The sequence below is a fragment of the Duganella sp. CF402 genome, from assembly GCF_900109645.1.
GTDB lineage: Bacteria > Pseudomonadota > Gammaproteobacteria > Burkholderiales > Burkholderiaceae_D > Rugamonas.
Genome location: NZ_FOBG01000001.1, coordinates 729,938 through 750,884 on the forward strand (window position 1 = coordinate 729,938; position 20,947 = coordinate 750,884).

General features: G+C 60.1%; 22 protein-coding genes. 7 read left to right on the forward strand and 15 right to left on the reverse strand.

Annotated elements, in window-relative coordinates:
* Nucleotides 1-88: 88 nt before the first annotated feature.
* A complete protein-coding gene (locus tag BMZ70_RS03400) occupies nucleotides 89-484 on the reverse strand; it encodes a helix-turn-helix domain-containing protein (protein ID WP_092269909.1) in 396 nt (131 codons plus the stop codon).
* A gap of 67 nt (nucleotides 485-551) precedes the next feature.
* Between BMZ70_RS03400 and BMZ70_RS03405 the strand changes: the two genes are divergently transcribed.
* Nucleotides 552-1,535, forward strand: a complete 984-nt coding sequence (locus BMZ70_RS03405) for an aldo/keto reductase (protein WP_092269912.1) — start codon at nucleotides 552-554, stop codon at nucleotides 1,533-1,535.
* Between the two features lie 218 nt (nucleotides 1,536-1,753).
* On the opposite strand, the gene BMZ70_RS03410 is transcribed toward BMZ70_RS03405, so the two are convergent.
* Both BMZ70_RS03410 and BMZ70_RS03415 read right to left on the reverse strand, forming a co-directional pair.
* On the reverse strand, nucleotides 1,754-2,482 hold the full coding sequence (locus BMZ70_RS03410) for a hypothetical protein (protein ID WP_092269915.1): 729 nt from the start codon (nucleotides 2,480-2,482) through the stop codon (nucleotides 1,754-1,756).
* Nucleotides 2,483-2,631: 149 nt separating this feature from the next.
* On the reverse strand, nucleotides 2,632-3,993 hold the full coding sequence (locus BMZ70_RS03415; protein WP_092269918.1) for an MFS transporter: 1,362 nt from the start codon (nucleotides 3,991-3,993) through the stop codon (nucleotides 2,632-2,634).
* A gap of 252 nt (nucleotides 3,994-4,245) precedes the next feature.
* Between BMZ70_RS03415 and BMZ70_RS03420 the strand changes: the two genes are divergently transcribed.
* Together BMZ70_RS03420 and BMZ70_RS03425 are read left to right on the forward strand one after the other, a co-directional pair.
* Nucleotides 4,246-6,471, forward strand: coding sequence for an NADP-dependent isocitrate dehydrogenase (locus BMZ70_RS03420; RefSeq protein ID WP_092269921.1), 2,226 nt, complete (start codon nucleotides 4,246-4,248; stop codon nucleotides 6,469-6,471).
* Nucleotides 6,472-6,596: 125 nt separating this feature from the next.
* On the forward strand, nucleotides 6,597-7,130 hold the full coding sequence (locus BMZ70_RS03425; RefSeq protein WP_092269924.1) for a hypothetical protein: 534 nt from the start codon (nucleotides 6,597-6,599) through the stop codon (nucleotides 7,128-7,130).
* Here the strand turns inward: BMZ70_RS03425 and BMZ70_RS03430 are convergent.
* From BMZ70_RS03430 to BMZ70_RS03470, 9 genes are read right to left on the reverse strand one after another with little or no spacing between them, the layout of a single operon-like run.
* On the reverse strand, nucleotides 7,117-8,646 hold the full coding sequence (locus BMZ70_RS03430; protein WP_092269927.1) for a cryptochrome/photolyase family protein: 1,530 nt from the start codon (nucleotides 8,644-8,646) through the stop codon (nucleotides 7,117-7,119). The genes BMZ70_RS03425 and BMZ70_RS03430 overlap by 14 nt on opposite strands.
* Nucleotides 8,643-9,062, reverse strand: a complete 420-nt coding sequence (locus tag BMZ70_RS03435; RefSeq protein ID WP_092269930.1) for a nuclear transport factor 2 family protein — start codon at nucleotides 9,060-9,062, stop codon at nucleotides 8,643-8,645. Before BMZ70_RS03435 ends, BMZ70_RS03430 begins: the two co-directional genes overlap by 4 nt.
* Nucleotides 9,059-9,835 (reverse strand): SDR family NAD(P)-dependent oxidoreductase, encoded by a 777-nt coding sequence (locus tag BMZ70_RS03440; RefSeq protein WP_092269933.1) that lies wholly within the window; start codon nucleotides 9,833-9,835, stop codon nucleotides 9,059-9,061. The genes BMZ70_RS03435 and BMZ70_RS03440 overlap by 4 nt, the downstream gene beginning before the upstream one ends.
* Nucleotides 9,823-10,356: a DUF3833 domain-containing protein gene (locus tag BMZ70_RS03445; RefSeq protein WP_092269936.1), complete on the reverse strand. Its 534-nt coding sequence runs from the start codon at nucleotides 10,354-10,356 to the stop codon at nucleotides 9,823-9,825. Before BMZ70_RS03445 ends, BMZ70_RS03440 begins: the two co-directional genes overlap by 13 nt.
* Nucleotides 10,353-11,552: an MFS transporter gene (locus BMZ70_RS03450; protein ID WP_092269939.1), complete on the reverse strand. Its 1,200-nt coding sequence runs from the start codon at nucleotides 11,550-11,552 to the stop codon at nucleotides 10,353-10,355. Before BMZ70_RS03450 ends, BMZ70_RS03445 begins: the two co-directional genes overlap by 4 nt.
* A complete protein-coding gene (locus tag BMZ70_RS03455) occupies nucleotides 11,549-12,133 on the reverse strand; it encodes a chalcone isomerase family protein (protein ID WP_092269942.1) in 585 nt (194 codons plus the stop codon). Before BMZ70_RS03455 ends, BMZ70_RS03450 begins: the two co-directional genes overlap by 4 nt.
* Complete coding sequence (locus BMZ70_RS03460) at nucleotides 12,102-13,307, reverse strand: SAM-dependent methyltransferase (protein ID WP_092269945.1); 1,206 nt, start codon at nucleotides 13,305-13,307, stop codon at nucleotides 12,102-12,104. Before BMZ70_RS03460 ends, BMZ70_RS03455 begins: the two co-directional genes overlap by 32 nt.
* The gene (locus BMZ70_RS03465) at nucleotides 13,304-14,071 is read right to left on the reverse strand and encodes a DUF1365 domain-containing protein (RefSeq protein WP_092269948.1); all 768 of its coding nucleotides are present in this window, start codon (nucleotides 14,069-14,071) and stop codon (nucleotides 13,304-13,306) included. The genes BMZ70_RS03460 and BMZ70_RS03465 overlap by 4 nt, the downstream gene beginning before the upstream one ends.
* On the reverse strand, nucleotides 14,068-15,354 hold the full coding sequence (locus BMZ70_RS03470) for an NAD(P)/FAD-dependent oxidoreductase (protein WP_092269951.1): 1,287 nt from the start codon (nucleotides 15,352-15,354) through the stop codon (nucleotides 14,068-14,070). The genes BMZ70_RS03465 and BMZ70_RS03470 overlap by 4 nt, the downstream gene beginning before the upstream one ends.
* Nucleotides 15,355-15,439: 85 nt before the next feature.
* On the opposite strand from BMZ70_RS03470, the gene BMZ70_RS03475 reads away from it, so the two are divergent.
* Nucleotides 15,440-16,045, forward strand: coding sequence for a TetR/AcrR family transcriptional regulator (locus tag BMZ70_RS03475; RefSeq protein ID WP_092269954.1), 606 nt, complete (start codon nucleotides 15,440-15,442; stop codon nucleotides 16,043-16,045).
* On the opposite strand, the gene BMZ70_RS03480 is transcribed toward BMZ70_RS03475, so the two are convergent.
* The 3 genes from BMZ70_RS03480 to BMZ70_RS03490 all read right to left on the reverse strand — a co-directional run bounded on the left by BMZ70_RS03480 (nucleotide 16,029) and on the right by BMZ70_RS03490 (nucleotide 17,478).
* Nucleotides 16,029-16,457, reverse strand: a complete 429-nt coding sequence (locus tag BMZ70_RS03480) for a copper chaperone PCu(A)C (protein ID WP_092269957.1) — start codon at nucleotides 16,455-16,457, stop codon at nucleotides 16,029-16,031. The two genes, BMZ70_RS03475 and BMZ70_RS03480, sit on opposite strands and share 17 nt — an antisense overlap.
* Entirely contained in the window at nucleotides 16,454-17,065 is a 612-nt protein-coding gene (locus BMZ70_RS03485) for an SCO family protein (RefSeq protein WP_092269960.1), read from the reverse strand. The genes BMZ70_RS03480 and BMZ70_RS03485 overlap by 4 nt, the downstream gene beginning before the upstream one ends.
* A 74-nt stretch (nucleotides 17,066-17,139) precedes the next feature.
* Nucleotides 17,140-17,478 (reverse strand): DUF2946 family protein, encoded by a 339-nt coding sequence (locus BMZ70_RS03490; protein WP_229205276.1) that lies wholly within the window; start codon nucleotides 17,476-17,478, stop codon nucleotides 17,140-17,142.
* Between the two features lie 481 nt (nucleotides 17,479-17,959).
* Between BMZ70_RS03490 and BMZ70_RS03495 the strand changes: the two genes are divergently transcribed.
* From BMZ70_RS03495 to BMZ70_RS03505, 3 genes are all read left to right on the forward strand, one after another.
* Nucleotides 17,960-18,643 (forward strand): ankyrin repeat domain-containing protein, encoded by a 684-nt coding sequence (locus BMZ70_RS03495; RefSeq protein WP_165403532.1) that lies wholly within the window; start codon nucleotides 17,960-17,962, stop codon nucleotides 18,641-18,643.
* A 461-nt stretch (nucleotides 18,644-19,104) separates the two neighbouring features.
* On the forward strand, nucleotides 19,105-20,277 hold the full coding sequence (locus BMZ70_RS03500) for a hypothetical protein (protein WP_130300922.1): 1,173 nt from the start codon (nucleotides 19,105-19,107) through the stop codon (nucleotides 20,275-20,277).
* Complete coding sequence (locus tag BMZ70_RS03505; protein WP_092269972.1) at nucleotides 20,267-20,911, forward strand: hypothetical protein; 645 nt, start codon at nucleotides 20,267-20,269, stop codon at nucleotides 20,909-20,911. Before BMZ70_RS03500 ends, BMZ70_RS03505 begins: the two co-directional genes overlap by 11 nt.
* Nucleotides 20,912-20,947: the final 36 nt, after the last annotated feature.

Below are 20,947 nucleotides of genomic sequence, written 5' to 3' on the forward strand. Positions count from 1 at the left end.
ACCACGGCTTTTCCCATGCCAGCGGCGTCGCTGCGGTGGCTGGGCAGAAACTTCAGTCTCTTACGCAAGCATAGTAACCATGCGCCTCCTAGCAATAGTAGTCATCCACGTTAGGCGCTTCGCCTGGACTTCCCGCCTCAACCCACGACAATTTCTCTTTTAAGAACGTCAGTGCAACTGCGACGCTTTGCTGCTTTTCTTCCAGCGTGGCGATCTGCTTGCGCAGCACTTGTATGGTTCGTGCCATCGACCTTTTCCCATGCCGGTATTCGGCATTGAGCGCGGCGATTTCCCTCAGCGAATATCCCAGTGACTGCTGTAGCCGAATCATGCGTGCGGCAGTCACGTCCTCTGCCGAAAAAATCTGATATGAGCGAGAGCCGCCGGTAGTGCCGCGCGTTGGATGTAGCAGCCCTTTACTGATGTAGAACCGGACGGTATCCACAGGCAGTCCGGTATGGCTTGCAAATTCTGAGATCAGCATGTTTATCTTGACTATGGACTTAACTCCACAGTTATAACATAAGTCCTGCAACCTATTGGAGAACTATATGACTCTCAAATTGACTGACTTACCGCGCGTAATGCTGGGCGCAGATGGACCGCTGATCGGCGCACAAGGGCTGGGGTGCATGGGCATGAGCGAGTTTTATGGCGCCACCGATGCCGTGGAAGCGCGGGCCACACTGGAACGCGCGTTGGAGCTTGGTGTGAATTTGTTCGATACCGCCGATATGTATGGCACCGGTGCCAACGAACAGTTTCTGGCGCCATTTGTGCGTGCGCACCGCGAAAAAATCGTCATCGCCACCAAATTCGGCTATACGCGTACTCCGCAGACCCCGGACGACTGGAGTGTCGACAACCGGCCCCAATATATCCGCGCGGCTGTGGAGCATTCCTTGAAGCGACTAAACGTCGAGGTGATCGACTTATACTATATGCATCGGCGCAATCCCGAAGTTCCAATCGAAGACTCGGTTGGCGCAATGGCCGATCTGGTCGCTGCCGGCAAGGTGCGTTGGTTGGGTTTGTGCGAGGTGTCGGCTGAGGAACTGCGCGCCGCCCATGCAGTCAGTCCGATCAGCGTCCTCCAATCTGAGTGGTCGCTTTTCAGCCGACAGGTTGAAGGGCCGATACTGTCGGCGGCGCGAGAGTTGAATATTGCGATTGTCCCATACGCGCCGCTTGGCCGCGGACTGTTGGCGGGAAAGGATGCTACTGCCAACCTGGCAGCAGACGATGCGCGACGCAACTTCCCCCGCTTCCAGGGAGACAATCAGCAGGCCAATGCGCAGCTCGTGACACAATTGGAGCAACTGGCTCGCAGCCGCCATATCACTGTTGCGCAGCTGGCATTGGCCTGGATTTACCATCAGGCGCGGCGCTGGGAAGTGCCGGCAGTACCAATTCCGGGCACTCGCCGCCGCAGCCGGTTGGAAGAAAATCTTCATGCTTCAACCATCGTCCTCAGCGAGGCGGAGATGGCCCTGCTCGATGATGTTGCGGCCTCGGTCAAGGGCGTCGCTGTATAGCATGAAGAATCAAACAAACGGGATTAAGCCGCGTCGAAACCTCGGGGGCTGAAGCACCTTAGCGCTCAAGTGGCGTTTTGAAGCGGGGCGATCATCAATCGCGGCATCGGGGTCACGGCATCGGGGGCAGCCCCCCTCTTTACGCGCGAGCTTATCAATGACTGCTATCTAAAGTCGAGAGCGTGTAGAAATGGGGGACCTGACCCTGTTGCCATGATTCATTTTAACTGGCTCTTCTTGGTGCAAAGAGCCTTGTTGAACCAGGTCGCGTTGGCAACATCGATGTAGGCATCGAGATCGGATGGGGGAAGCCCCAGCTCGTCCTGGCTGCTGACTTTGCCAGCAATCGTCCGGTTCAACGTTTCCAGGCATTCTGTCGCGTTGCCATCGTGATATTGCGAGAGTGCGAGGTCATTCAGCATTCTTTCCTTCTCAATCCAAAACAGGAAATCGTCACATTGCGCCATCATTGCGGTGAGCATATTTGTAGCTTCTGCATAATGTTTGGCGCGATACGCGCGCATAAACCGAGCTTGATGCTGCTGTTTACCAGCATCGGTGCACATCGCCGGAGGTTTGCTGTAGATGCCGTAAACATCGGCCCTCATCCCACAATAATCACGGCATGCGTCTTGGGTGATGGGCCCAACAACGACTTTCGTACCGCTGACGGAAATGGAAATGTCACATTCAGCAGAGTCGATGTCTTCGAAAAGCTTATCGGCATGCCCTTTGCTTCCCGATATCGTGCCAGACATTGAGCAAATGTGAGCGTTGTCACCGACGGTGTCGATATGAAAAGTGCCTTTATCTTTTTCGTAAAAACTTACAACAAGTTTTCCGCTGTCTCCGCTGCGGATATACACCCCGGATCGTTGCTCCTGTGATGCGGCGCAAACAACAAGGGAGGCAAGTGTCAATGTGAAGAAGGTTATCGTACGCAGCATTCATTAATCCTTATTCCCAAACTGCACGCTCTGCTTGGCCGGACTCAGTTACTCCTCCAGAGTAGCATGTTGCAGCTTGGGAAGTGCGCGGAAAAAGAAAAAAAGCCCACTCCGAAGAGTGGGCGTTGAGGGATCAACGAGGAGATAAATCAGGCGGCATCGGGCAGCGGCTCGATGTTGCGCATCACCGGGGTCTTGAATTCGAAGCGCTTGATTTCGCCCACCATCAGCAGGTAGCACAGGATGGTGACCAGCGCATTGGCGCCGACGAACACCAGCGCACCCGAGAACGAGCCGGTTTTCTCCAGGATGTAGCCGATCACGATCGGCGTGGTGATGCCGGCCGTGTTGCCGAAGGTGTTGAACAGCGCGCCGCTCATGCCGCCGGCTTCTTTCGGCGAGGTGTCCGCCACCACCGCCCAGCCCAGCGCGCCGATGCCTTTGCCGAAGAAGGCCAGCGACATCACGGTAATCACCAGCCAGTCCGCCTCCACGTAATTGCAGACGATCATCGAAGTCGACAGCAGCATGCCGCCCACGATCGGGATTTTGCGCGCCGCCGATTGCGATTTGCCGGACTTGATCAGGCGATCCGAAATTACGCCGCCCAGCACGCCGCCGAGGAAGCCTGCCACCGCTGGCAAGGCCGCCACGAAGCCGGCCTTCAGAATCGTCATGTGACGCTCCTGCACCAGGTACACCGGGAACCAGGTCAGGAAGAAGTAGGTCAGGGTGTTGATGCAGTACTGGCCGATGTACACGCCCAGCAGCATGCGGTTGCCCAGCAGTTGCTTGATACAGGACCAGGTGTCGAGCTTGGTCGTGGCCGCTGCCTTGTCCTTGCTTTCCAGGTCGACCAGCGCGCCGCCGGCTTCGATGTAGGCCAGTTCCGCCGCATTGACGCGCGGGTGGTCTTTCGGGCCGTACACGGTTTTCAGCCAGACGAAGGCCATGATGATGCCCAGTCCGCCCATCACGAAGAACACGCTCTCCCAGCCGAACGAGTGCACCAGCCAGCCCATGATGGGCGCGAACAGCACGGTCGCAAAATACTGCGCCGAGTTGAAGATGGCGGCGGCCGTACCGCGCTCGCTCACCGGGAACCACGACGAAGCGATGCGCGAGTTGCCGGGGAAGGACGGCGATTCCGCCGCGCCGATCAGCAGCCGCAGCACGAACAGTGCCGTGACCGCCGCCGCGCCGGTGAAGAAGCCAACGCCACCCATAAACATGGTGAACAGCGACCACAGGAAGATGCTGAAGAAGTAGGTGATCTTGGAACCGAAGCGGTCGAGCAGCCAACCGCCCGGCAATTGCGCCAGCACATACGACCAGGCAAACGCCGAAAATACCCAGCCCATTTGCGACGCTGACAGGCCCAGTAGCTTCTTCAGCTCCGGCCCGGCGATCGCGATGGTGGCGCGGTCGGCGTAGTTGATGGTGGTGACGGCGAACAGTACGGCGAGGATCATCCAGCGGACGCGGCTGGCTTGCGGTTGGTGCGAGGTCATGCAGGTCTCCTTACTTTTGGTCCGACGATCATAGCCTAGATATCGGACATCATACAACTTAATATCTGCTTGCATCTCGCTTGTAAACGTTTAACTTGTTGATTTTTATACACATGCACCATGCAGGTGCGCCCTGAGGTTGTATGATGACAAGAAACCCTAGGCTGAGAAGGGCAACGTTTGCACAAACAGGGGGGCAAAGGTTTAAAATAACGGGCGAATTACTCCACAGATCCTTACGAGGGAACGAACATGGCATCACAAAAACCTAAGATCATCTACACGCTGACGGACGAAGCGCCACTGCTGGCGACTTACTCCCTGCTGCCTATCATCAAGAAGTTCACGGCACCGGCAGGCGTCGACGTGGTGTCGAGCGACATCTCGGTCGCGGCCCGCGTGTTGGCTGAGTTCCCGGAATTCCTGACTGAAGGGCAAAAAGTCCCGAACACCCTGGCCGAATTGGGCGCGCTGACCCTCAAGCCGGAAGCCAACATCATCAAGCTGCCGAACATCTCGGCCTCGGTGGCCCAGCTGCAAGCGGCGATCCGCGAACTGCAAGGCAAGGGCTACAAGCTGCCGGACTTCCCGGAAGATGCCAAGACCGACGAAGAAAAAGCCCTGAAGGCCCGCTACAGCAAGTGCATCGGCTCGGCCGTGAACCCAGTGCTGCGCGAAGGTAACTCGGACCGCCGCGCGCCAATGGCAGTGAAGAACTACGCCCGCAAGCACCCACACTCGATGGGCGAATGGAGCCAGGCATCGCGCACTCACGTGTCGCACATGCACGCCGGCGACTTCTACCACGGCGAAAAGTCCATGACCCTGGACAAGCCGCGCAACGTCAAGATGGAACTGATCACCGATTCGGGCAAGACCCTGGTGCTGAAACCGAAGGTCGCGCTGCAAGCCGGCGAGATCATCGACTCCATGTTCATGAGCAAAAAAGCGCTGCTGGAGTTCTACGAGAAGGAAATCGACGACGCCTACAAAACCGGCGTGATGTTCTCGCTGCACGTGAAAGCGACCATGATGAAGGTGTCGCACCCGATCGTGTTCGGCCACTGCGTGCGCATCTTCTACAAGGACGCGTTCGAGAAACACGCCAAGACCTTTGAAGAGCTGGGCGTAAACGTCAACAACGGCATGGTCAACCTGTACGAGAAGATCGAAAAACTGCCAGCATCGCAGAAAGACGAGATCCTCAAAGACCTGCACGCCTGCCTGGAACACCGTCCAAAACTGGCGATGGTGGATTCGGCCAAGGGCATCACCAACTTCCACTCGCCGAACGACGTGATCGTGGACGCATCGATGCCTGCGATGATCCGCATCGGCGGCAAAATGTGGGGCGCCGATGGCCGCACCGCCGACGTCAAGGCTGTGATGCCTGAGTCGACCTTCGCCCGTATCTATCAGGAGATGATCAACTTCTGCAAATGGCACGGCAACTTCGATCCGACCACGATGGGCACCGTGCCTAACGTCGGTCTGATGGCGCAGCAAGCTGAAGAATACGGCTCGCACGACAAGACCTTCGAAGTACCGGAAGGCGGCACCGCCAACATCACCGATCTGGACACCGGCGAAGTGCTGCTGACCCAGACCGTGGAGCAGGGCGACATCTGGCGTATGTGCCAGGTCAAAGACGCGCCAATCCGTGACTGGGTCAAGCTGGCCGTCACCCGCGCGCGCAACTCGGGCATGCCTGCCGTGTTCTGGCTGGACCCATACCGTCCGCACGAAAACGAAGTCATCAAGAAAGTACAGGTCTACCTGAAAGAGCACGACACCAAGGGCCTGGAAATCTCGATCATGTCGCAAGTGCGCGCCATGCGTTACACCCTGGAGCGCGTCTCGCGCGGCCTGGACACCATCTCGGTGACCGGCAACATCCTGCGCGACTACCTGACCGACCTGTTCCCGATCCTGGAACTGGGCACCTCGGCCAAGATGTTGTCCATCGTTCCGCTGATGGCGGGCGGCGGCATGTACGAGACCGGCGCTGGCGGTTCGGCTCCTAAGCACGTGAAACAGCTGGTGGAAGAAAACCACCTGCGTTGGGATTCGCTGGGCGAATTCCTGGCGCTGGCCGTGTCGCTGGAAGAGCTGGGCATCAAGGAAGGCAACAACAAAGCCAAGATCCTGGCCAAGACCCTGGACGCCGCCACCGGCAAACTGCTGGACAACAGCAAGTCGCCATCGTCGCGCACCGGTGAACTGGACAACCGTGGCAGCCACTTCTATCTGGCGATGTACTGGGCGCAGGCACTGGCAGCGCAAACCGAAGACGCGGAACTGGCCGCTTACTTCGCACCGCTGGCCAAAAGCCTGACCGACAACGAGTCGAAGATCGTTTCGGAGCTGAACAGCGTGCAGGGCAAGCCGCAGGATATCGGTGGTTACTACTATCCGGATCCAGCCAAGACCGCAGCGGTGATGCGTCCAAGCGCCACCCTCAACTCGGCGCTGGCCTAAGTACCGCGTCATCCCGGCGTAGGCCGGGATCCAAGCAGAGTGTGCGTATCAGGCGTGCGTTCTATGGATTCCGATCTCCGCCGGAACGACATTGACTGCCTGCGGCGTCCGTGCGAGGATGCCGCATGAGCAGCCTGTTTGAATGTAGCGTGCTGGCGCCCGATTGGCTGTGCCGGCATAGCGACATCCTCATCTATCTGGCGCCGTCGTTGGTATTGGCGCTCCTGATCCGTGCTTTATCGGCGCGGCACCCCTTCTTTTTCCTCTTTACCGTTGCAGGCACGCTGTGCCATGAACTGGCCCATTTCGTCGCCGGCATGCTGACGGGCGCGCGTCCGGCCGCTTTCACGGTGATTCCGCGCCGCGTGGGGCAGGGCTGGGAGCTGGGCTCGGTGCGGCTGACGCGGGTACGCTGGTACAACGCCGCACCCTCGGCGCTGGCGCCGTTCGTGGTGGCGGTGCTGCCGTTCGTCGTCGCTTGGTGGCGCACCCGCAGCGGGCTGGATTTCCAGTGGATCGATGTGGCGCTGGCGTTTGCCGTGGCGCCGCAATTCCTGGCCTGTTGGCCGTCGAGTACCGACTGGAAAATCTCGCTGCGTTCGTGGCCCTACCTGCTGATCGGCGCTGGCGGCTGGTGGGCGATCACTATGTTGCGTTGAGATCGGCGCGCAGCTGCGCCGACCGTTCACGGATGGCGGCGAGGTCTTCCTCGCTGATGCGCTGCAGCTGCTTGTACATCATCGCCATGCGGTGATTGCCTTCCAGGCGTTCCCGGTTGCGGTCCAGGAAGTCCCAGTACAGCGCGTTGTACGGGCAGGCGCGTTCGCCCACGCGCTGCTTCTTGTCGTAGTGGCAGCCCTTGCAGTAATCGCTCATGCGGTCGATGTAGGCCGCGCTGGAGATATAGGGCTTGGTGGCCAGCAGGCCGCCATCGGCGTACTGGCTCATGCCCAGCGTGTTGGGCAGTTCCACCCACTCGAAGGCATCGATGTAAATTCCGAGATACCACTGGTGCAGCTGCTGCGGCGAGAGGCCGGCCAGCAAGGCGAAGTTCCCGATCACCATCAGCCGGTTGATGTGGTGGCTGTGCGCGTGTTCCAGCGACTGGCCGATGGCGCTGGCCAGGCAGCGCATGCGCGTCTCGCCATTCCAGAACCACCACGGCAGCGGCGTCTCATGGCCGAACGCATTCAGCTGGTCGTAGCCAGGCATGCGATGCCAGTAGACGCCGCGCACGTATTCACGCCAGCCGAGGATTTGGCGGATGTAGCCTTCCGCCGCCGCGATCGGTGCCTGGCCGTCGCGCCACGCTTGCTCAACGCGCGCGACCACGGTGTGCGGCGACAGCAGCTTCACATTCATCGCAAACGACAGCAGCGAGTGGAACAGACGCCAGGCCTTGTAGCTCATCGCGTCCTGGAAGCGTCCGAAGTGCGGTAGCGCGTGTTCGACGAAGGCTTCCAGCTGCTGCAGCGCTTCCTCGCGGTTCAGTGGCCAGCGGAAGTTGTCCGCCTGCGGCTGGCCGAAGCTGCGCACGCCGGCCGCCTCGATGGTGGCCCATAGCGCGCCGTGATCGTGGCCTGGTCGCGAATCGCCGGGTTCCCACGGCGTGCCGCGCCAGGCTTCACGGTTGTCGTGGTCGAAGTTCCATTGGCCGCCGGCCGGTGCGCCGGTCTGGCTGACCATCACGCCGTGGCGCAAGCGCATGTGACGATAGAAGTGCTCCATCACCCAACGGCTGCGCTGGCCGAAGAATGTGGCCGCCTCGTCGCGCGCGCTGTAGAAATGCTCGGTGTCGGCTATCTCGGTGTAGATCGACAGAGTGCGCGCGTAGTCGTGCAGCTGTTGGTCGAGCCGCCATTCATCGGGCGCCTGCCATGCCAGTGCGGTGGCGCGGTAGGTGGCGATCAGCGCGTTGAGATTGTCGGGCAGGGACTGCAGGTTGTCGGCATCGTCGATCGCAATGTAATGGACCTTGTGACCATCCGCATGCAAGCGCGCTGAGAAGGCGCGCATGGCGGCGAAGATGGCGATGATCTTCTGCGCGTGGTGCAGCACGTAGTCGGTTTCCTGGCGCACTTCCATCAACACGTAGATGACGTCATCGCGTACTTGCTGGAACCAGCTATGTTCGCAGTTCAGCTGGTCGCCGAGAATCAGGCGCAGCGTGGTCATGCTGTTGCCGACAGTTTGCGGCGCAGCCAGCGGATCGGCGCGCCGACCACCGGCAGTTTTTGCAGCAGCTCTTCCGCCGCGTCCCAGTAATCGCGGTGCAGCGTCACCAGCCCCTCTTCGTTGAAGCGGAAGTGCGATGCGCCGGCGATTTCGTAGACGCGGCCGCGCAGCGTGCAGACAAAGGTCCAGGTGGCAAACGCCTGCTGGCCTTGCACGAAGCGTTCGCCGATGATGAAGTGTGGATGCTCCGTATTGGCGAACATGTGGCGCATGATGGTTTCAATCTTCGCCACGCCGCGCACGTCGTTGAACGGATCGCGGAAGTGGGCGTCGGCGGCGTACAGCTGGCCGGCGCGGGCGATGGTGTCCGGCGTCATGGTGGCGTACCAGTCGAGCAGGGCGTCTAGCTTGGTCATGGGTGTACCAGTCGTGAAATCAGCGGGAATCGCAGGCAATAGGGCAGCCAGCGCAGTAGTTTAAGTGCGAGCGTGAAGCGGCGCGGGAAGTGTATCTCGAATCGCCCGGACGCGAGGCCACGGCGAATCGCGCGCGCGGCCGCTTGCGGCGTTTGCAGGGCCGGCATGGCGAAGTCGTTCTTGGCCGTCAGCGGCGTTTGCACGAAGCCGGGGTTGATCAGGTAGACGCTCAGGCCGCGCGGGCGCAGGTCGACGTACAGCAGTTCGGCCAGGTTGATCAGTGCCGCCTTGGTGGGGCCGTACACGCTGGCGTTGGGCAGGCCCAGATAGCCGGCCACGCTGGCGACGATGGCGATGCCGCCGCTGCCGCGTTCCAGCATCGCTGGCAGCACGGTGGAGAGGCCGGTGTAGACGCTACCGAGATTGGTTTGCAAGGTGCGCGCGGCGCTGGCCGGATCGACTTCCCAGCTGCGTTCGGGGCGGTAGGTGGCGGCGCAGAACACAATCAGGTCGATGGCGCCGAACGCCTGGCAAATCTGCGCGTGACGTTCGCGCCAGGCGTCGACTTCAAGAATGTCGAACGGCGCTACCAGTGCTTGAGGATGGCCGCCTGCCACCGCCTGCAAACGCTCGGCGCGGCGGGCCGACAGCGCCACGCGGGCGCCAGCCTGCAAGGCTTCCTGCGCCAGTGCCGCGCCGATGCCGCTGGAGGCGCCGATCACCCACACGCGCATTCCGGCCCAGTCGCGCAGGGGGAGGTTCAGGGTTCGCATGCGCGCCTCCGGAAGGTCAGCGTCACCTGGCCAAGTTCGATGCCGAACTTGCGCATGCTGGCGCGGTTCATCATGGTGCAGCGGTCGATCAGGAACATCCAGTCGTCGAACTGCATTTCGTAGGTGGTGCCGTCGACCGGCAGCAGCAAGGTGTATTGCCAGCGCAGCGCGTTGCCTGCGACCTCGCCTTGGGCCTCGCCCTTGACGTCGGCCGCTGTGCCGCGCCACAGGCCGTCGTTGCCGAGCGTCAGGCGCCACACGCGCTGTTGCTTGCTGCCGTCGTCATAGCGGAAACGTTCGTCGAGCGTCAGCTTGTTTTGTTCGCGCGTGCCGGTGATCTCGACGTGGAAGCGCTTGACCACTTCGCCATTGCGGCGCTGGAACATGCCCCAGGCGTCGGTGGTGCCGGTGAAGTACTCGGCCAGATCGAGCGCCGGTGTCACCGATTTGTATTGCTGTACGTCGGGACCGGCGCAACCGGCCAGCAGGACGGGGAGTAGGAGCAGGTGTCGTAGCTTCATGTTGGATTCCTCAGGGTTGCCATCGCCAGCAGTTTGAGTAAGCAGGGCAGTACTGCGTAGGCCAGTATCAAACTGGCTCCGCCGCCTGCGCCGGGTTGGTAGCCGAGCCACGCGAGCAAGGGCAGTGACAGGCCGGCCAGCGCCAAGGCCAGTTTGCCCAGCAGGGTGAACAGGCCGAAGCCCGCGCCGGGACCGAGGCGCTCGCCCAACGATTCCGCGAGCAGCACCGGCGGCAGCGCGAGGTCGGCCCCCAGTGCTGCGCCGGCGGCGATGCAGACGGCGGCATATGGCAGCAGGTCGCCTGGGCCGAGCAGCGCTGCGCCGCAAAAGCCCAGCACGGATAGCAGCATGCCGAGTCGCCAGCAGCGCAGCGGGCCTATCTTGCGGGCCAGCGCTGTCCATGCGGGCAGGCCGCAGGCCGCCGCGCCAAAATAGCAGGCGAGGAAAACGCCGGCCATATGCGGCGCGCCTAGCTGGTCTTGAATGTAGAACAGCGCCAGCGTGGCCGGGATGGCGACCGATAGCGCATTGATAAAGTAAGGCAGTAGCAAAGCACGCAGCGCGCGGTTGCCCGCCAACTCGCGCACGGTGTCGCGCCAGCCGTCGCCGCCACTGCGCTTGGCTCCGGACGGCGGCGGTGCGTGACGCAGCAGTGCCAGCATCGCCGCTGCCAGCAGTAGCGCGTAGCCGGTGCTGTAGGCGGCCAGGCTTGGGCGCACTTGCGCGCTGTCGGCGGCGAGGATAGCGGCCGGTATCAGGCTGGCCGCCAGCATGCCCGCCAGTCCCAGGCCTTCGCGCCACGCGACCGGGGCCAGCGCGGCTTGCAGGCGTGCGCCCCAGGACAGGTAGGCGATGTTGACCAGGCTGTGCGCGCCGTAGGCCAGCACCAGCATCAGCGCCAGCCACGCGCCCGGCGAGACGGCCGGCGGCGGCAGCCACAGGGCGGCAAACGCCAGCGCCAGTACCAGCGCGCCGACCATCATCCAGCGGCGCTGGCGACCCTCGGCGCGATCGAGCAGGTGGCCGAGCAGCGGGTCTTGCAGCATGTCGATCAGGCGCGCGGCAAATAGCACGCCACCGAGCGGCGCCAGCGCGACGCCGAGATGGGTGGCGTAGTAGGCAGGCAGTTGCACGAACAGCGGCAGCGCCGCCATCGCCAGTGGCGCGCCCAGCAGGCCGTAAGCGGCGTTGCTCATGGCGCGGCGCCCATCAGACGTTGGCGCAGCCGTTGATCGCGGCTGTCCGGGTTGAGCCAGATGTCGAAGAAGGCGCGGGCCAATGCCTCGTCGTTCAGTTCGGCCAGCAGGCGCTGGCGGTCGTACAGTTGCATGCCTTTGCCGGGCAGGTAGACGCCGGTCAGTTCATCGCCGTCGCGCACATCGACGAAGGCGGTGTTCAGCAGCGCTTCCCAGCGTGTCAGTGTCGCGGCGGGCAGCGGCGTGGGGCTGAGGCGGCGGATTTCATCAATGCTGGTGTTCACCAGCCGTTCACGGCTGATGCTGCGGTAGTAGTGTAGTTGCAGCGCGAATGGCTGCGCGGCGTCGAACGGCCGAGTGGCCGACCACAGGGTGGCGCGGTAGATGCGCAGGCCGAACCACGTCAGGTCGCCGCCGCCAAGCACCTGCGCTTGCGGCAGCTGCGCGCGCCAGTCGGCGGAGGCGGCGCTAGCGCCAGCAGCAGCGGCAGCGTTGGTCGCGCTGGCCACGAGGGCCGCCAGCGTCAGCGCGACCAGCCAGCGGCGGCGCTCAGGCTTTGTGCAGGAGGAATTGGACGACATCGGTACGGCCCTCGTCAAAAGCGGCTTCGCAGTACGCGAAGTACAAGTCCCAGATGCGCATGAAGTGCTCGTCGAAGCCCTGCGCCACCACCTGCGCGTGCGCGGCATGGTAAGCGCTGCGCCAGCGCCGCAGGGTCTCGGCGTAGTCGCGGCCGAATGCGTAGGCATCATCACAGAACAGGCCGGCGCGCGCGGCGCTGCGTTCAAAGCGCTTGACGCTCGGCAGCATCCCGCCGGGGAAGATGTACTGCTGGATGAAGTCGGTGCTGCTGCGGTAGCGCGGGAAGTGACGCTCGTCGATGGTGATCGACTGCACCAGCGCCTTGCCGCCTGGTTTGAGGCGCGCTTGCACGGTGTCGAAATACTGCGGCCAGAAACGTTCGCCAACTGCCTCGAACATTTCAATCGACACCACAGCGTCATACACGCCATCGATATCGCGATAGTCGCGCAGTTCGAGTTGTGCCAGCTCGCCCAGTCCGGCCGCCGCAATGCGCTGCTGCGCGATCGCCAGCTGCGATGGCGAAATGGTCAGGCCGTGCACGTGGATGCCCTGGCGCGCCGCATGCTCGGCAAAACCGCCCCAGCCGCAGCCGATTTCCAGCACGCGGTCGCCCGCGCACAGCCCCAGAGAGTTAATCACGCGCTGGTATTTGCGCTGCTGGGCCAGCTCCAGCGGCTGGCTGTAGTCGCCATCGAAGATCGCTGCCGAGTAGGTCCAGCTGCGGTCCAGCCACAAGCGGTAGAAGTCATTGCCGATATCGTAGTGGCTGTGGATGTTACGGCGGCTGCCGTTGCGTGTGTTGGGACGCAGCCAGTGCCGCAGCCGATACCAGCAACGCGCCAGCACGCCGCCGAACACCGCCGGCTCCAGCGCCGCTTCGTTGCGCAAGGCCAGCCGCAGCAGCGCCACCACGTCCGGGCTGTCGATCCAGCCTGCGCCCCAAGCTTCGCCGAGGCCGATATCGCCGGCGCGCAAAATGCTGGCGCAGGCGCGCCAGTCGTGCACTTCCAGCGTGGCGGCGGGGCCGGCGTGGGCATCGCCAAACACCATGCGCGTGTGGTCGGGCGTGATCAGTTCGAGGTGGCCGTGGTTGAGACGGCCCAGCAGGGTCAGGAACAGCCGGGCGGCGGCGGGCGCGGTCTGTGTGGCGGACGACAGCGTGTGGTTCATCGGAGCGGCTCCTCGTGGATGGTGGTGTGGTTGGCGGAACGCGGCGGCTTGCGAAAGAAGGGCACGCCCTTGATCCAAAGGCGCAAGGCCTGCCAGTGAATTCGGAATACGACGCCAAGGCCCAGCAGCGGATAGCGCAGCAGGGCCAGCGCCAGTGCGCGGTCGCGCATCGGCTCGGCACGGCCAGACAGCGTGGTGCGGATCAGCAGGCCGTCGTGGTCGTGATAATCGAGAGCGGTGCGTGGCGCAGCGCCGGTCGCATGGAAGCGGAAACGGTAGCCACCAGTCAGCGGACAAAACGGCGACACGTGCATGTGCTTGACGCAGGCGGCGCTGCCGTCGTCCGCTACTTGCAGCAGGTAGCGGTGGGTTTCGCCGAAGGTGTTGTTGACCTCCGCCAGCACGGCGCGCAGGCGGCCCTGCGCATCATGGCAGTGCCAGAAGCTGACCGGGTTGAAAGCGTAGCCGAACACGCGCGGGAAGGTTTGCAGCCAGATCTCCCCATCGGCGGCGATGCCGTGCGTGGCCAGCAAAGCGCGCATCCATTGTTGCAGGTCGGAGCCGTCGTGCGGGCCGTAGTCGCGGGTACGCAGCGACAGTGGGCGGCGACGGTCAACGCCGAACCAGCGCGACTGGCATTCGTCCAGCCGTGCCAGGTTCAGGCGCACATAAAACACCGGATAGACAAAGCGATGCAGCACCGGCCGCAGGCGCGCATGCATGACACGCGCGTGGATCAGCTGCGCTGGCGCGGATTGGCTCATGGCAGCGTGGCCCAGGCCGGAGCGGCGTCGAAGGCGGCGGCGACGCGCAGCGCCGACTTCAGGCCGTCCTCGTGGAAACCATAGCCGGTCCAGGCGCCGGCGTACCAGATGCCACCACCGCCCTGGATCTGCGGCAGCGCGCGCTGCGCGTCGATGGCCGGCTGGTCCATGATCGGGTGGTCGTATTCGAAGCGCGCCAGCACCTTGTCGGCCGCCGGCGGCGCAGGCGGATTCAGGGTGACCACCACCGGCTGCTTGAACGGCAGGCTTTGCAACTGGTTCAGCCAATAGCTGACGCACACCGGCTGGCTGCCGTCGCGCTGCCGCGACGACAGGTAATTCCATGCCGACCACACCTTGCGCAACTGCGGCATCAGGCCTGCATCGGTGTGCAGCCATGCGGTGTTGGGCTGGTAGCGCACCGCACCAAGGATGGCGCGTTCACGCTCGCTGGCGTCGGCCATCAGCGACAGCGTAGCTGGCGCGTGGGTAGCAAAGACCACCGCATCAAACGCTTCCACCTGCATCAGCGCACCGTGGCGGACCTGCACCTGCCCGCCGCTGCGGCGCACCTCGTGCACCGGCGTAGTGAGCCGGCAATCGGGCAGGGTGGCGGCGATGGCTTGTACGTAGTTGCGCGAACCGCCGCGCACCGTGCGCCACTGCGGCCGGTCATTGACCTGCAACAGCGCGTGATTCAGGCAGAAGCGCAGGAAGGTCGCGGCCGGAAAGCGCAGGATATCTTGCGGTGAGCTGGACCAGATAGCGGCGGCCATCGGCAGCAGGTAAGCGTCGCGGAACATGCTGCCGTAGCGGTGGCGTGCCAGCAGCTGTTCCAACGTGACGCGGTCCGATTCGCACTCAGCGAGAAAATCCTCGGCATGGCGGTTGAAATGCAGGATATCGCGCAGCATGCCGAGGAAGGCGGGCGAAGCCAGCCGGCGGCGCTGGGCGAACACAGTATCGAGACTGGTGCCGGCCCATTCCAGCGCGCCGTCGTTCATGGACACGCCGAACGACATATCGCTGGCAATGCTGGCCACGCCCAGCTCGTCGAACAGGGCAATCAGGTTGGGATAGGTTTTTTCGTTGTAGACCAAAAAGCCGGTATCGACCGCGCAGCACTGGCCTTCCAGTTCGATGTCCACGGTGTTGGCGTGGCCGCCGAGATAGCTGCCCGCCTCGAACAACACCACGTCGTGGCGGCGGTTGAGGAAGTAAGCCGTGGCCAGGCCGGAGATACCGGCGCCGATCACGGCGATACGTTTGCGTGCTGTAGTCATAGTTATGGTGGCGTTTTTATACCGACGTGGTAATATTACTACCAATAAACCAGAAACGCTACTGATTAGTAGCGAAAATTTACCAATGAGTATTCTTTCCAAATTCAGCTTCAAAGACCAGGCCTTCAAGCTGCGCGAAAACGCCATCCTGGATGCGACCACGTCCGTGCTGGGCAGCAAGGGCTATGACTTGATGACGATGGATGACGTGGCAGGGGCGGTCGGCATCTCCAAGCCGAGCCTTTACAAGCACTTCAAGTCCAAGGAAGACCTGGTGGGCGAGGCGATGATCCGGCTGCTGGATGGCGCGATCGAGCAGGTAGCCGGACTCGATCCTGCACTGGGTCCGGTGGACAAGCTGTCGGCGTTGCTGGAGTGGGCGCTGCGGGTACGGCTGGATGGCGGCTTGCCATTCCTGCCGTCGACCAGTCCGCATGTGCGGGATATGTTGATGCGCAACGTGAAGTACATGCTGCGCGTGGTGAAGTTGAATCGCCAGCTGGAAGCGCTGGTCAAGCAGGGGCAGAAGGACGGGCTGCTGAACAAGGCGCTGCCTTCCGACGCCATCCTGTTCAGCTACTACGCCCGTACCTGCGATCCTGCGGTGGAGTATTTGCAAAAGTTCAGCAAGATGGCGAACGACGATATCGTCCGGCACATGCTGACGGTGACGTTTAGTGGGCTGCGTTGAGCGGCTTGACTGGCGCGTCGACCACCACTTTGCTGCGTACCTTTTTGGCGTCTTCAAATTCCAGCGTCAGCGGGATTTTGTCGCCTTCCTTCAGCGGCTGCTTCAGTTCCAACAGCATCAGGTGATAGCCGCCGGGCGCCAGCTTGACCGGCTGGCCGGCCGGCAGATCCACCGCTGGCATCTGGCGCATGCGCATCATGTCGTTTTCCATTTTCATCTCATGCATTTCGACCACGCCGGCCGCCGGGGAGCTGACGCCCACCAGTTTCACCGGCTGGACCGAGGTCAACGTCATGAAGGCGCCGGTGGCTTTTTGCGCGGCTACGGTGGCGCGTACCCACGGTTCGCCGACCGTCACCTGCGCCAGCGCGGGCAGGGCTGCCATCAGCAGCAGGGAGAGTAGTTTTTTCATTGGAATAGTCCTTTCAGGAAGCCGGTTTCTTTTTTCGGATGCATCAGCAGGCGCACATCGGCAGCGACCTGCTGGGCAGTTTGTTCGTGCTTGACCGCCAGGCGGATCTTGCCGTTGGCGTCGAACACATAGGTGAGGGCGGTGTGGTCCATCGTGTAGGAGCTGCCGCTTGGCACCTTGCGGTAGAAAATCTTGAAGTCCTTGGCGGCCTTGGCGGTCTGCTCAAGATTGCCGCGCACCGCGACAAAGCTCGGATCGAAAGCGCGCATATACTCGGCCAGCAGCGGCCCGGTGTCGCGCTCGGGATCGACGGTGACGAACACCACTTGCAGCTTGTCGCCATCGGCGCCCAGCAGGCGCTTGATTTCGGTGGCGCGCGCCAGCGTGGTCGGGCACACGTCCGGGCATTGGGTGAAGCCGAAGAACAGCATCACATACTTGCCCTTGAAGTCGCGCAGCGAGGCTGGCTTGCCGTCGCTGTAGGACAGCTGGTAGTCCGGGCCGAGGTTGGCGCCGGTGATGTCGATGGCGGTGAAGCCGGCGGCGCGGGCGGAACCAGCCACCAGCGGTAGCGCCACCAACGACGATATGAAGGTACGGCGTTGCATAGAGAATCCTGTCAAACGAATGATGCGAAGGCCGCGCTGGGTGGCAGCACGGCGGAGCGATGCGAGGTTTCGTCTCAGGCTGCGGGTGGTCCGCGCGGCTGGGCAGCCGGGCGGAAGCCTGCCGGCACCGGCGCGGCGCGGTGTGCCAATGGGTAATCGTCGTGGCCTTCCAGTACCGCTAGCAGGCCGGCCGATGGCGGCGGGGCCTCGCTGCCTGCGTGGAACGCGCAGACAACGCAATGCTTGGCGAGATGGGGCGGCAGCTTGGCCGGCGCCTCTTGGCCGTCGCGGCCGGGTGCGGCGCGGCACACTTCCAGTGCCAGCGGATCGGCGACCAGTGTGGTCACCGCTTGCCCGATCGCTGGCGCGCAGGCATTGAACAAGATCGCCATGAAGACGAGCAAGCTGGCCAAGCGTCGATGCTGGAAGAAAATACGCATGCCGCGATTATAACGTCTGCCGGATGACAGTGTATTGAGGGCAGTTGCCATAGTGAAAATTCGTGAACTTTGCCAACAAATAAACATGCTATGCTGAAAGTCAACAGCTTATCGATCAACACGATCAACAACTAACAAGCTCGTCAATATGAACAAAAAATTTCTTGTGAACGTTCCTCTCGGTGCCGGTGTTGGAACTGCAATTTATCAGGCTCTAATGAACGGCATGTCTCATGTCGACTGGTACAGGGTTGCAACCGTGGCGCTAGTTAGCTTCTTCATTGTCGCATTACCGATAGCTTACTTTTCCCGTCCGAAAAAGTAAGCGGCAGCGATCGGCCAGAAGCAGACCACTTACGAATCTATTGAATTTATGTCGCATACCCAAATTACCCATCTACTCTTAGCGATTTGTTTCATGATCTCTTCGTGCTCCGTATTGCCAGGAGATAGTTTGTTTGGAAAATCAGCCAATGAAGTATTCGACGACAAGAAGGTTGTTAGTCTGGTCAATCTGGCAATGCGACATAACGAAATGGGAGTGAAGCAGGAAATTGGTTCGGGAGCAGATATCAACAGCTCTGGCCAGCGCGGAATGACGCCACTGATCTGGGCCATTGTAAAACGGGATCCAGAGGCTGTCTCGTTGCTGCTCAAGTTAGGGGCGAACCCCAATTTTTACCAAGAACAACCCAATGGCACCATTGGATTAGCTCCTCCCGTCTTTTTGGCCGCTTCCGCAGGAGAATCAAAGATTCTTCGCTTGCTTCTCGAGCATGGTGGCGCACCAGGCACCGAACACAATGAAGTTAGTGCACTGATGCATACCTTGGACGCGCAGCATTATGATTGCGCTGAAATTCTATTGGCGCACGGCGCAGACATCAATTTCACCAGCGGCGCATCTGAACTTTCAGCCTTCATAAAGGCGGCGTCGGTCGGCTATTATGATCGCGCACTATGGATATTAAATCATGGATATACCCATCGGATGGATCTAGCACAGCGCGCGTTGCTCCAGAAAACGTCCAAAGTACGTCCTGGTCAGGAAGAATACAGGGAAAAGGTTCTGAAATTCGTCGCGGACTATCTGGCCCAGCATCCCGCCAAACAGAGCAAGAATAAAGATGCACGGTAACGCAGTCGCTGCAACCGGACAGTAGCAGCCATTCCGCCGCCAGAAAGCGAATAATCAACCGAATAACCAATGAAGCCGTACGAAATTTTTGAATTGATCTGTCAGTGGATTGGCATGGCCTCTCTAGTCATTGGCGCCTCGACGTTTTGGGGGGGCTGTCGTTGCTGGCATCGCCAAGGTCTCATTTGACATGGGACCGGGACGAGCACTGCTTCTGGTCGGACTTCCCGTTGCACTGCTGATTGCAGCCTTCCTTATCCCAAGAATTAAGAGCATTATGGGCTATGCATGACGCAATCCGGCCATATTCGGCCAATAGCAGACCACTCCAAACCAATGCTTATACGATCCACAATAATTGCATCCTTTGAAAACGAAACGACTAGGTGAGCGCACAAGTGGCTTGATGTTTGCCCCTATATTCTTTTAGATCGACACCTTCTAGATCGGCAATAGGCCCCATGAACAAATCTTCAAATCCCGAGGGAGTACCCTTGATTATGGCAGTAAGTGCGCCGCTGAAGCTAATAGGAAAAGATGGTCGTGACGCATGGCGGCCAACGCTAGAAGACATAAATCGCCGAACGTACGATTATCTGAAACTCAATAGGGCTAGTGGGTTCATTGATGGAAATGTTGCCCCGTACATGATGTTGGTAGGTTTTGATGGGAGCTTGGCAATGCCCGCGCTTCCTGAGTTCGCAGAACCAGGAAAGGCGCTCAAGATATTCAATCGCGTTTTCCTCGAGATGCTCCTTGGCGGCATCTATACAGAAGGAGCGGCTCCGTCTGATATATGTTCCGGCTGGTTGTTTAATACGGGATATACCCGGCTGCATGGTGGTCGGAACAGAAATTCAGCATTACACTTTGCGCTCAGAGATAAGACGGCAAGCATCAGCGATAATATCGTGCTTCTAGATCGGAAGCCTATTACTCTCTCGGCTCTCGAAAGGGCAATCAAACGTGGGAGAAACATCCTTTCTAAGAGCGAGCCAATAAGTCACGAGGTGGCACTTGCGGGTACCACCCATTACGTCGCGGGTGCGCTTGCAGAGGCGCTGACCTGTTTGTGGACGTGCGTTGAGCAGTTGGTCAGTAAGATTTGGCGGGATGAGGTGGAAGCTAAAGCTCACGGCGACTCGATTCCAAATCGTAGTAGCTTTTTGAAGGATTACAGGGTTTGGACCACCTCTGCACGGATCGAGCTTTTATTTCAAAAGGGGATTTTGAGAGTTGAAACGTACCGTTACTTAAATGAAGCTCGAAAGGCACGTAATGAGTTTATTCATCGAGGTGATCAGCCTAATCTTGATGAGGTGACGGCGGCTCTTTCGGCTATGTTCCATCTCCTATCTGCGTGCGCAACCAAATTCAAGAGCGTAAACCTCCTTGATAAGACCTGCAAAGAAGTAATTGCAAGGTGCGTGATCAGGCCGCGATCGAATGATGAAAAACTTGAGCCGAGCTATTGGCGTGATATGGCGCGAGTACCTGGCGAAGCTCAATTTGAAGGCAAGTTCAAGCCATTTGATTTGAAGCTGCGTCCCATATCTGAAATCGACCCCAACTACGAAAAGAAGGCGTTACGCAAAGGTATATTATCGAAGGAAAGGGCGAAAGATGGACAGTAAGGAGCTTTGGCAACTTAGTCGAATCGTCAACCAAGTACATTTGAGCGATTTTTCTGAGGATGATGTATTTATTTTACTTATGCTACTTCGGCGTTACGCAAAAGTTGGGGGGGCTTTACGTGAGTTTGCCGATTTCCTCGCACATAGAGAGAAGGATAGAGGGCTGATCTTTGACTACATGACAGAAGTAAAAAATGCTCTTGATCGCCCACCACCATTTGACGGAAAAATAGAAATTCGTCCGATATTTACGGTCGATGACATAGCTACGGAAATTAATTCGATTCTCGGACACGAACAGCTAGTCCCTTTTTCCGCATTGCAAATGAATCACCTAATGATCTGCATAATTTCTCTTTTGCAATGTACCGAGATCTGGAAAAAGGACGGTACCTCCATCGGCCAGCTTCATGTAGCTATTTCATCGAAGGAAATTTTTCTTATCGGAAAAATTCGACTCGTCAATTTTGGCTCGATTTACGTAACGTTTGTGGCATTGACTGCAAAAAATGATGTGCTGGATATCGTTGACCAAGACGGCCAAGCTTGGATTCAATTTAACGGTGTGAGCTGGGCGAAAACAAAAAATAATGTCTTTGCTATCAATCAGTACCAAACGACCTTTCTTGGCTGAATTTTCTCTGCCTGCAGCAGCCCATCGCGAGAAGAA